General features: G+C 38.1%; 15 protein-coding genes and 2 other annotated features. All 15 genes read left to right on the forward strand.

Features of this window, described 5'->3' with window-relative positions; genetic code table 11:
- Positions 1–34 precede the first annotated feature (34 nt).
- The 15 genes from gltX (at position 35) to NSQ40_RS00575 (ending at position 10,973) form a co-directional block, all read left to right on the forward strand.
- Positions 35–1,492 carry a glutamate--tRNA ligase gene (gene gltX / locus NSQ40_RS00505; protein ID WP_098159364.1) on the forward strand — a complete coding sequence of 486 codons (1,458 nt, stop codon included), beginning with the start codon at positions 35–37 and terminating at the stop codon, positions 1,490–1,492.
- Positions 1,493–1,540: 48 nt separating this feature from the next.
- Positions 1,541–1,787 (forward strand) — a binding site (T-box leader).
- Positions 1,788–2,084: 297 nt separating this feature from the next.
- Positions 2,085–2,750 (forward strand): serine O-acetyltransferase, encoded by a 666-nt coding sequence (cysE, locus tag NSQ40_RS00510; protein WP_003194315.1) that lies wholly within the window; start codon positions 2,085–2,087, stop codon positions 2,748–2,750.
- Positions 2,731–4,128, forward strand: coding sequence for a cysteine--tRNA ligase (gene cysS, locus NSQ40_RS00515; RefSeq protein ID WP_018767351.1), 1,398 nt, complete (start codon positions 2,731–2,733; stop codon positions 4,126–4,128). Before cysE ends, cysS begins: the two co-directional genes overlap by 20 nt.
- Positions 4,129–4,130: 2 nt before the next feature.
- Complete coding sequence (locus NSQ40_RS00520) at positions 4,131–4,538, forward strand: Mini-ribonuclease 3 (RefSeq protein ID WP_003205491.1); 408 nt, start codon at positions 4,131–4,133, stop codon at positions 4,536–4,538.
- Positions 4,535–5,278 (forward strand): 23S rRNA (guanosine(2251)-2'-O)-methyltransferase RlmB, encoded by a 744-nt coding sequence (rlmB, locus tag NSQ40_RS00525; RefSeq protein ID WP_003194319.1) that lies wholly within the window; start codon positions 4,535–4,537, stop codon positions 5,276–5,278. Before NSQ40_RS00520 ends, rlmB begins: the two co-directional genes overlap by 4 nt.
- A gap of 2 nt (positions 5,279–5,280) precedes the next feature.
- A complete protein-coding gene (locus NSQ40_RS00530; RefSeq protein WP_003194321.1) occupies positions 5,281–5,793 on the forward strand; it encodes an NYN domain-containing protein in 513 nt (170 codons plus the stop codon).
- 67 nt (positions 5,794–5,860) lie between these two features.
- The gene (locus tag NSQ40_RS00535; protein WP_003194323.1) at positions 5,861–6,520 is read left to right on the forward strand and encodes an RNA polymerase sporulation sigma factor SigH; all 660 of its coding nucleotides are present in this window, start codon (positions 5,861–5,863) and stop codon (positions 6,518–6,520) included.
- Positions 6,521–6,650: 130 nt separating this feature from the next.
- Complete coding sequence (gene rpmG, locus NSQ40_RS00540; protein WP_002055487.1) at positions 6,651–6,797, forward strand: 50S ribosomal protein L33; 147 nt, start codon at positions 6,651–6,653, stop codon at positions 6,795–6,797.
- 32 nt (positions 6,798–6,829) lie between these two features.
- A complete protein-coding gene (secE, locus tag NSQ40_RS00545) occupies positions 6,830–7,009 on the forward strand; it encodes a preprotein translocase subunit SecE (protein ID WP_003194325.1) in 180 nt (59 codons plus the stop codon).
- Between the two features lie 131 nt (positions 7,010–7,140).
- A complete protein-coding gene (gene nusG, locus NSQ40_RS00550) occupies positions 7,141–7,674 on the forward strand; it encodes a transcription termination/antitermination protein NusG (RefSeq protein WP_000415795.1) in 534 nt (177 codons plus the stop codon).
- Positions 7,675–7,840: 166 nt separating this feature from the next.
- Positions 7,841–8,266 (forward strand): 50S ribosomal protein L11, encoded by a 426-nt coding sequence (gene rplK / locus NSQ40_RS00555; RefSeq protein WP_001085872.1) that lies wholly within the window; start codon positions 7,841–7,843, stop codon positions 8,264–8,266.
- Between the two features lie 180 nt (positions 8,267–8,446).
- The gene (gene rplA, locus NSQ40_RS00560) at positions 8,447–9,139 is read left to right on the forward strand and encodes a 50S ribosomal protein L1 (RefSeq protein WP_003205496.1); all 693 of its coding nucleotides are present in this window, start codon (positions 8,447–8,449) and stop codon (positions 9,137–9,139) included.
- A gap of 49 nt (positions 9,140–9,188) precedes the next feature.
- Positions 9,189–9,331, forward strand: a sequence feature (ribosomal protein L10 leader region).
- 40 nt (positions 9,332–9,371) lie between these two features.
- Complete coding sequence (gene rplJ, locus NSQ40_RS00565) at positions 9,372–9,872, forward strand: 50S ribosomal protein L10 (RefSeq protein WP_003194331.1); 501 nt, start codon at positions 9,372–9,374, stop codon at positions 9,870–9,872.
- Between the two features lie 66 nt (positions 9,873–9,938).
- Complete coding sequence (rplL, locus tag NSQ40_RS00570; protein WP_003194333.1) at positions 9,939–10,298, forward strand: 50S ribosomal protein L7/L12; 360 nt, start codon at positions 9,939–9,941, stop codon at positions 10,296–10,298.
- A gap of 75 nt (positions 10,299–10,373) precedes the next feature.
- Entirely contained in the window at positions 10,374–10,973 is a 600-nt protein-coding gene (locus NSQ40_RS00575) for a class I SAM-dependent methyltransferase (protein WP_003194335.1), read from the forward strand.
- The last annotated feature ends 74 nt before the right edge of the window (positions 10,974–11,047 follow it).

Consider the following 11,047-nt stretch of genomic DNA (forward strand, 5'->3'; position numbering starts at 1 on the left):
TGTGTTGACATTAAGAATGGAAGGTGTACCAATTATGGAAAAGCAAGTGAGAGTACGCTATGCGCCAAGTCCAACAGGACACTTACATATCGGAAATGCGCGTACGGCATTATTTAATTATTTATTTGCTCGTCATCAAGATGGCAAGTTTATTATTCGTATTGAAGATACTGATGTAAAACGTAATGTTGCTGGTGGTGAAGAAAGCCAATTAAAATACTTGAAATGGCTCGGTATGGACTGGGATGAAGGTGTTGATGTTGGTGGTGAATATGGACCATATCGTCAAACAGAACGTTTAGATATTTATAAAAAGTTATATGAAGATTTGCTAGAACGTGGTTTAGCTTATAAATGTTACATGACAGAAGAGGAATTAGAAGCAGAGCGTGAAGGACAAATTGCTCGTGGTGAAACACCTCGTTATGCAGGTAATCACCGTGATTTAACAGAAGAACAAATCAAGCAATTTGAAGCAGAAGGCCGCATTCCAAGTATTCGTTTCCGTGTACCGGCTGACCGCGACTACACGTTTAAGGATGTCGTGAAAGATGAAGTTGCTTTCCACTCAAATGACTTTGGTGATTTCGTTATTGTGAAAAAAGATGGTATTCCAACTTATAATTTTGCAGTAGCGGTAGATGATCATTTAATGGAAATCACACATGTTCTTCGTGGCGATGACCATATCTCTAACACACCGAAACAAATGATGATTTATGAAGCATTTGGATGGGATATCCCACAATTCGGTCATATGACATTAATCGTAAATGAGAGCCGTAAAAAATTAAGTAAACGTGATGAATCTATTATTCAATTTATTGAACAATATCAAGCGCTTGGATATCTTCCAGAAGCGATTTTTAACTTTATCGCATTACTTGGTTGGTCACCAGTAGGGGAGGAAGAAATCTTCTCTAAAGATGAGTTTATTGAAATGTTTGATGCGGCACGTTTATCAAAATCACCTGCATTATTCGATTCTCAAAAACTAAAATGGATGAACAATCAATATATGAAAAAGCAAGACCTAGATGCTGTTGTTGCATTAAGCTTACCGCATTTAGTGAAAGCTGGTCGTGTAAGTGAAAACTTAAGCGAACAAGAACAGGTTTGGGTTCATGATGTAATTGCTTTATACCATGAACAAATGAGCTTTGGAGCTGAAATTGTAGAGCTTTCTGAAATGTTCTTCAAAGATCATGTAGACTATGAAGAAGAAGGACAAGAAGTATTAAAAGGTGAACAAGTACCTGAAGTACTTCGTGCATTTGCAGCAGGATTAGAAGCTTTAGATGAAGTAGAACCAGCAGCAATTAAGAAGGCAATTAAAGCTGTTCAAAAAGAAACAGGTCATAAAGGCAAAAATTTATTTATGCCAATTCGTGTTGCAACTACGGGTCAAACACATGGCCCAGAACTTCCAAACGCAATTGCACTTCTTGGAAAAGAAAAAGTTTTAAATCGTATTCGTAAAGTAATTGGTTAACATTTGACGAATTTAGAAATATAATAAGAATACTTAAAAACCTAATAAGGGAAAGCGACGAGAAGGAGAAGTAGAAAATCAGGCTTTTTACAGAGAGAACCACCTTTTGGCTGGAAGTGGTTTATAAGTGGATTTTTGAAATGCCCCTTCGAGTCTTCTGCTGAACAACGAAGAGTTTCGGGACGTCATAAGGACGCAAAGTAAGCAGAAGCGGTATAAACCGTTATCATGGATGAGTTTGAGGCTTTATTTGAGCCTAAACAGAGTGGAACCGCGCTTATAAGGCGCCTCTGTCAATATGACAGAGGCGTCTTTTTTTATACCATGTAAATAGGTATGGGTATAAGTTTTTGTACAGATGGATAAAGACTAGGTAACAAACAAGGAAGTTAGCGATAAAGTGAACCTTTAATCAGTGGGGCTTCATTCCTCACTAATTATTAGCCTTCACCAATTGGGCCTTTACGGGTAATTCATCTCCAATCTAACTTCTTTTCTTTCACTGAATGATGAGGTGGAGGTAATACTGTCCACCAATAGCGGGGGAATCAGTTCACTCGGAATAGTAGTCCATAAAGGGGAGGGGACATCGATGTTTAAGAGGCTTCGAGAAGATATTGAAGTCGTTTTTGAACAAGATCCAGCGGCGCGAAGTTATTTCGAAGTCATTTTAACTTACTCTGGATTACATGCAGTTTGGGCACACCGAATTGCACACGCCTTTTATAAACGAAATTTTTTCTTTATTGCGCGTTGGATTTCACAAGTTAGTCGTTTTTTTACTGGTATCGAGATTCATCCAGGAGCCACAATTGGTCGCCGTTTTTTTATTGACCATGGTATGGGAGTTGTTATTGGGGAGACATGTGAAATTGGAGACAATGTAACCATTTATCAAGGAGTTACATTAGGTGGTACAGGGAAAGAAAAAGGAAAAAGGCATCCAACAATTCAAGATAATGTACTTATTGCAACTGGTGCGAAAGTACTCGGATCCATTACGGTTGGAGAGAATTCCAAAATTGGTGCAGGGTCCGTTGTGTTGAAAGAAGTTCCTGCGCATTCGACAGTTGTAGGTATACCTGGTCGTGTCGTAATTCAGAATGGAGTAAAGGTAGGTCAGGAATTAAACCATTCGGATCTTCCGGATCCAATTTTCGATAAATTGAAAGTGATGGAAGCTGAGCTTGAGAAATTAAAAAAGCAACTTGAAGTAAAAGTGGAAAGGAAGGATGAAAATGACTATTCACATTTATAATACGTTAACGCGTCAGAAAGAGGAGTTTGTTCCTTTAGAAGAAAATAAAGTGAAGATGTATGTATGCGGGCCGACAGTATACAACTATATTCATATTGGAAATGCAAGACCGCCTATGGTATTTGATACAGTGCGTCGCTACTTAGAATATAAAGGGTATGATGTACAATATGTTTCTAATTTTACGGATGTAGATGATAAATTAATTAAAGCAGCAAATGAGCTAGGAGAGGACGTTCCAACAATTGCAGATCGCTTTGTTGAAGCGTATTTTGAAGATGTAACTGCATTAGGTTGCAAGCACGCTACAGTTCACCCTCGTGTAACAGAAAATATGGATATCATTATTGAGTTTATTGAGGAACTTGTGAAAAAAGGATATGCATATGAATCAGAAGGAGATGTTTATTACAAAACGAAAGAATTTGAAGGCTACGGCAAATTGTCTCATCAACCAATTGCAGATTTGCGTCATGGTGCACGTATTGAAGTTGGAGAAAAGAAACAAGATCCACTTGACTTTGCATTATGGAAAGCTGCGAAAGAAGGAGAGATCTTCTGGGAGAGCCCTTGGGGGAAAGGTCGTCCGGGATGGCATATTGAATGCTCTGCAATGGCACGGAAATATTTAGGAGATACAATCGATATTCACGCTGGTGGTCAAGATTTAGCGTTCCCACATCATGAAAATGAGATTGCACAATCAGAAGCTTTGACTGGAAAAACATTTGCACGTTACTGGATGCATAATGGATATATTAATATTAACAATGAAAAAATGTCTAAATCATTAGGGAACTTCATTTTAGTTCACGATATTATTAAGCAATATAATCCGCAATTAATTCGCTTCTTTATGCTATCGGTTCACTATCGTCATCCAATTAACTTTAGTGAAGAATTATTACAGAATACGAATAATGGGTTAGAGCGTATTAAAACGGCATACGGTAATTTAAAACATCGCATGGAAAGCAGTACGGATTTAACGGATCATAACGAGAAGTGGTTAGCTGAAATGAAGAAATTCCAAGTTGCATTTGAAGCAGCGATGGATGATGATTTTAATACAGCAAACGCAGTAACAGAATTATATAACTTAGCAAACCATGCAAATCAATATTTACTAGAAGAACATACATCAAAAGCTGTGCTTGAGGCGTATGTAAAACAGTTTGAAACATTATTTGGCATCTTAGGATTAGAATTAACAAAAGAAGAATTACTTGATGAAGAGATTGAAGTGTTAATTCAAAAACGTATTGAAGCTCGTAAAAATCGTGATTTCGCATTATCAGATCAAATTCGCGATGATTTAAAAGAGCGCAATATTATTTTAGAAGATACAGCACAAGGTACAAGATGGAAAAGAGGATAAGCATGATTGATGCAAAGCAATTGAACAGCTTAGCGTTAGCCTATATGGGTGATGCGGTATATGAACAATATATCCGCTATCACCTCCTTCAAAAAGGAACAGTTCGTCCCAATCAACTACATCGTTTAGGGACAAGCTTTGTTTCAGCAAAGGCGCAGGCGAAAGTTGTTTATCATTTTTTAGAGACAGCATTTCTAACAGAGGAAGAAGAAGCGGTACTAAGAAGAGGACGTAATGCGAATTCTGGTACTGTTCCAAAAAATACGGATGTACAAACGTATCGCCATAGTACGGCCTTCGAGGCATTGCTCGGCTATCATTATTTATTGAACAATCGTGAACGATTAGAAGAGCTTGTATATAAAGCAATTGATGTATTAGAGGTAAAAGAAGGAGGCGCATCAACATGAGTAGTGAATACATTATCGGCCGTAACCCTGTAATTGAAGCGTTACGATCAGGGCGAGATATTAATAAGATTTGGATTGCAGAAGGTGCTGCCAAGGGACAAGTGCAAATTGTATTAGCGTTAGCGAAAGAGAATAAAATTATTTTACAGCATGCACCAAAGAAAAAATTAGATCAGCTTGTTGAAGGAAATCATCAAGGGGTGATTGCGCAAGTTGCGGCATATCAGTATGCGGAATTAGAAGATTTATTTGAGGTAGCTGCTAAGCGTAACGAAGATCCGTTCTTCTTAATTCTTGATGAAATTGAAGACCCACATAACCTAGGATCTATTATGCGTACAGCAGATGCAACGGGAGCGCATGGGATTATTATTCCAAAGCGCCGAGCAGTTGGGTTAACGGCATCGGTTGCAAAGGCTTCAACAGGGGCAATTGAATACATTCCAGTTGCTCGTGTGACAAATTTATCACGAACAATTGATGAGTTAAAGGAACGTGGTCTTTGGATTGCGGGCACAGATGCAAAAGGGAAAACAGATTATCGCAACTTAGATGGCAATATGCCGATTGGGTTAGTAATTGGTAGTGAAGGGAAAGGTATGAGCCGTATTATTGGTGAAAAGTGTGATTTCCTTATTCATTTACCGATGGTTGGTAAAGTTACATCCTTAAATGCTTCAGTAGCTGCTAGTCTGCTAATGTACGAGGTATATCGCAAACGTCACCAAATTGGTGAGTAAAAATGGACGATATTTTAATCGTTGACGGTTATAACGTTATTGGGGCTTGGAGAGACTTGAAAAAATTGAGGGATGTAGACTTACAGGCATCAAGGGACGCGCTAATTGATAAGATGGCGGATTATCAGGGCTATACAGGAACAAGAGTAATGATTGTATTTGATGCTTATACAGTTCAAGGTATTGAGAAGAAGATGAAGCAATCGCGTGTTGAAATTATTTTCACAAGGAGAAATCAAACTGCTGATGAAAAAATTGAACAGCTCGCGATTGAGCTTCGTAACATTAATACACAAATTTATGTTGCAACTTCCGATTATACAGAACAGTGGGTTATTTTTGCGCAAGGAGCACTTAGGAAATCAGCCCGTGAACTAGAGATAGAAGTACAGGCGGTGGAACAACAAGTGCGCCATCAAACGCGAGAGGTAAAAGATAAACAACCAGCTATGCGAACGATATTTAGCAAGGATATTACAGAAAAGTTAGAAAAATTAAGGCGAGGAGAGCGTTGAACCATTGACGCTCTTCAAGCGCTTACTGTATAATATTTCTAAATAAATAGCGGTCGGAGGGATCAGAGTGGAAACAGGCTTCGTAAGTACCAACAACGTTACGTTTCGCGATTTAGAGGATGAGGCAATAGTTGAGTTAGTTCGAAAAGGTAATATTGATGCTCTTGAATATTTAATTCACAAGTACAAGAACTTTGTTCGCGCAAAATCAAGATCGTACTTTTTAGTAGGTGCCGATCGGGAAGATATTGTTCAAGAAGGTATGATTGGATTGTTTAAAGCTATTCGTGATTATAAAGAGGACAAGCTCTCTTCTTTTAAAGCATTTGCTGAATTATGTATTACTCGTCAAATTATTACTGCTATTAAGACAGCAACGAGACAAAAACATATTCCTTTAAATTCATATGTTTCTTTAGACAAACCGATTTACGATGAGGAATCTGATCGTACGCTATTAGATGTTATTTCAGAAGCAAAGGTAACTGATCCTGAAGAGATGATTATTAGCCAGGAAGAATATACCGACATAGAACTAAAAATATCTGAATTATTAAGCGATTTAGAAAGGAAAGTCCTTTCTTTATACTTAGATGGTCGCTCTTATCAAGAAATCTCAGAACAGCTAAATAGACACGTAAAGTCTATTGATAATGCCCTGCAGCGTGTGAAAAGAAAACTTGAACGATATATGGAAATGAGAGAAAATACAACTTTAAACTCATAGTATATGTCGCAGGAGGTAAAGTGATTCTCCTGTTTTCTTTTTGTAAGGTAGTAAGCGGCATGTCATTGACATTGTCTTTTATTGTATGATACATTTTTAGGGACATAATGTTACAAGGTTGGTGTAACAAATGAGGAAAAAAGTTGTACTCTCATGTGAAGAGTGTAAGAATCGAAACTACTCCACAATGAAAGATACGAGCTCAGTAGAGCGACTTGAGATAAAGAAGTTTTGTAAAACATGCAATATGCATACAGTTCATAAGGAAACAAAATAAATAATCGAAACAATACACTGGAGGTCCCGTAAATGCGTTTGACGAACTTTTTCGGCGATGTAGGTCGCGAAATGAAAAAAGTAAGTTGGCCTAAGAAAGATGAATTACTCCGTTCAACAGCTACTGTTATTGCGACAGTTGTGTTTTTTGCAGTTTTCTTTGCAGTAGTTGACATGGGTATTTCTTCTTTAATTCGGTTAATTCTTGGTTAGTTCTTGAATAAGAAGCACTTATCCATGATATAATGTTATTTATACGAACTGTGTAAAAGCCCGATGAACGGGTTTTTTCATTTGCACAAAAAAATGTACGTCAGGGAGGGAAGGACGCTCGTCCTAAATGAATGGAAAAAAGTTGGTATGTTGTCCATACTTATTCTGGATATGAAAATAAAGTAAAAGCAAACCTAGAGAAACGTGTAGAATCAATGGGAATGCAAGATAAAATTTTCCGTGTTGTTGTTCCGGAAGAAGTAGAAGTAGAAATGAAAAACGGAAAAGAAAAGTTAACAAAAAGAAAAGTATTCCCAGGTTATGTATTAGTTGAACTAATTATGACTGATGATTCTTGGTATGTTGTTCGTAATACACCAGGCGTAACAGGTTTTGTTGGATCTTCTGGGTCAGGTTCAAAGCCATCTCCTTTATTAGAAGAGGAAGTTGTTACCATTATGAAGCATATGGGAATGGACAATGAAGTGGTTGATTTTGACTTTGAACTTCACGAAACAGTGCGTGTAAATGAAGGGCCATTCGCGAACTATACAGGCGCAATCGAAGAGATTGATATGGAAAAACAAAAAGTAAGAGTGCTTGTAGACATGTTTGGTCGTGAAACACCGGTCGAGCTGGATTTCCATCAAATTGAAAAATTATAAAATGAAACTTGAAATGAATTGTAAAAAGTGATAATATCTTTTAAGTCAGTACGTCTTCGGTAACGGAGACGTTTTTTGAAAAGATTTTATCGTACAGATAAAATAAAAGTGGGAGGGCAAATCACTGCCCAATTGACCACATCACGGACTTAAGGAGGTGTGTCTCGTGGCTAAAAAGGTAATTAAAATGGTAAAACTTCAAATTCCTGCAGGTAAAGCTAACCCAGCTCCACCAGTTGGTCCAGCATTAGGACAAGCGGGTGTTAATATCATGGGCTTCTGTAAAGAGTTCAACGCTCGTACAGCAGATCAAGCTGGTCTTATCATTCCTGTTGAAATTACGGTATTCGAAGACCGTTCATTCACTTTCATTACTAAAACTCCTCCTGCTGCTGTTCTTCTTAAGAAAGTAGCTGGTATCGAGTCTGGTTCTGGTGAACCAAACCGTAATAAAGTGGCAACTGTTAAGCGTGATAAAGTTCGCGAAATCGCTGAAACTAAAATGCCTGACCTAAACGCTGCTAGTGTAGAAGCTGCAATGCGTATGGTTGAAGGTACTGCACGCAGTATGGGCATCGTAATCGAAGACTAATTCGATTTGTTTTTTGTAAAAAAGGTTGCGGGTCTGGAATTCCAATTCGCAACCTTTATTATCGTAAATGAGTATCGTTTTTAAATAAATGGATGGGCGCACATCCTCGGGGGTTCCCGGAATGAAGGCGTAAACGTGGGAGGTTATTCCGCTAAAACCACATTCAAGGAGGAAATAAACATGGCTAAAAGAGGTAAAAAGTACGTAGAAGCTGCGAAGCTTGTTGATCGTGCAACTGCTTACTCTGCAACAGAAGCAGTAGAATTAGTAAAGAAAACAAACACAGCTAAATTTGATGCAACTGTAGAAGCTGCATTTCGTTTAGGTGTTGACCCTAAGAAAGCTGACCAACAAATTCGTGGTGCAGTTGTTCTTCCACACGGTACTGGTAAAGTTCAACGTGTATTAGTATTCGCTAAAGGCGAAAAAGCAAAAGAAGCTGAAGCTGCTGGCGCTGACTTCGTAGGTGATACTGATTACATCGGCAAAATCCAACAAGGTTGGTTCGATTTCGATGTAGTAGTAGCAACTCCTGACATGATGGGTGAAGTTGGTAAACTTGGTCGTGTATTAGGACCTAAAGGTTTAATGCCGAACCCTAAAACTGGAACAGTTACTTTCGATGTAACAAAAGCTGTTAACGAAATCAAAGCTGGTAAAGTTGAATACCGCGTTGATAAAGCTGGTAACATCCATGTTCCAATCGGTAAAGTATCTTTCGAAGATGCTAAACTAGTAGAAAACTTCAAAACAATTGCTGACACGCTGTTAAAAGCTAAACCAGCTGCTGCAAAAGGTACTTACATGAAGAACGCAACTGTTGCTTCTACAATGGGACCTGGCGTACGTGTAGACGTTTCTACAATCGCGTAAAAATTGGAAGTTGACTTCATAAAGAAGTTTTAATATAATCATTTATGTTGTGAATTTAAATAGTGTACCGTAGACAGTGGGTGCCAAATTGGCTTAATTTCCCACCTAGGTGTTAATATACGAAACGGAATTTTTTCTGTGACTATATGCCTCCATGTCTACAATTGGGCATGGGGGTTTTTTAGTGCACTGTCGGTACATCTTCTATATAATCTACAGGAGGTGTAATAACATGAGCAAAGCAATCGAAACTAAACAACAAGTTGTAACTGAAATCGCTGAAAAACTTCGCGAAAGTAAATCTACAATCGTTGTTGACTACCGTGGTTTAACAGTTGCTGAAGCAACAGAATTACGTAAAAACTTACGTGAAGCTGGCGTTGAGTTCAAAGTTTACAAAAACTCTTTAACTCGTCGTGCTGCAGAATCTGTTGAAATGGCTGGGTTAAACGAATTCTTAACAGGACCAAACGCAATCGCGTTCAGTAACGAGGATGTAATTGCTCCTGCGAAAGTTTTAAACGACTTCGCTAAAGATCATGAAGCTTTAGAAATTAAAGCAGGCGTAATCGAAGGTAAACTTGTATCACTTGATGAGGTTAAAGCTATCGCTACTCTTCCATCGCGTGAAGGCTTACTTTCTATGCTTCTTAGCGTTCTTCAAGCTCCAATGCGTGGTCTTGCAATCGCTACTAAAGCAGTTGCAGATCAAAAAGAAGAGCAAGGCGCTTAATTTTCAAAAGATAATTACGTGTTATCGATAAAACAATAAGAACCTAATTAAGGGAGGATATTTACAATGACTAAAGAACAAATCATTGAAGCAGTTAAATCTATGACTGTATTAGAACTTAACGACTTAGTAAAAGCTATCGAGGAAGAATTCGGCGTAACTGCTGCTGCTCCTGTAGCTGTAGCTGGTGGCGCTGGTGAAGCTGCTGCTGAGCAAACTGAATTTGATGTTGTACTTGCTAGCGCAGGCGCACAAAAAATCAAAGTTATCAAAGTTGTTCGTGAAATCACTGGTCTTGGCTTAAAAGAAGCTAAAGAAGTAGTTGACAACACTCCAAAAGCAGTTAAAGAAGGCGCTTCTAAAGAAGAAGCTGAAGAAATCAAAGCTAAACTTGAAGAAGTTGGCGCTTCTGTAGAAGTTAAGTAATTAACTTTTGAAGCTATAAAAAAGCTCGCTCTTATGCGGGCTTTTTTTTTAACTGTAAAGAAAAGAGGTGGCCATATGGCAGACCATTATTTTTCTAATGACCCTTCGAGTAAAAGTGATCGTAAACGATGGGAATATACATTGCGAGGATCTCAATTTGCTTTTTTATCTGATCATGGAGTGTTTTCGAAAAACGAGGTGGACTTTGGTTCTCGTCTTTTGATTGAAGCGTTTCAAATGCCGGATATTAAAGGTGACGTATTAGACGTGGGATGTGGATACGGTCCAATCGGTTTGTCGTTAGCAAAAGAGTTTCAAGAGCGTAGTGTTCACATGGTGGATGTGAACGAAAGGGCACTTGGACTTGCAAAGGAAAATGCTGCTAATAACAAAGTTGAAAACGTTCGTATTTTTCAAAGTAGTGTCTATGAAAATGTAGATGGCAAGTATGCTGCTATTCTATCTAATCCTCCAATTCGTGCTGGTAAGCATATCGTGCATGAGATTTTAGAAAAAGCTGCCCTTCATCTAGTGTCGGGTGGAGAGCTTTGGATTGTTATTCAAAAGAAACAAGGTGCACCATCTGCGCTTAAAAAACTAGAGGAAACATTTTCTGAAGTTGAAGTTGTAGAAAAGAAAAAAGGATATTATATCATAAAATCAAAAAAACGTTGACGGTTATTTTTGGCTATGTTAACATTATACAATGCCAATATATGATTTTCTGCGTTGAGAACGATGTATATTTT

The organism is Bacillus sp. FSL K6-6038 (assembly GCF_038050455.1).
Taxonomy (GTDB): domain Bacteria; phylum Bacillota; class Bacilli; order Bacillales; family Bacillaceae_G; genus Bacillus_A; species Bacillus_A pseudomycoides.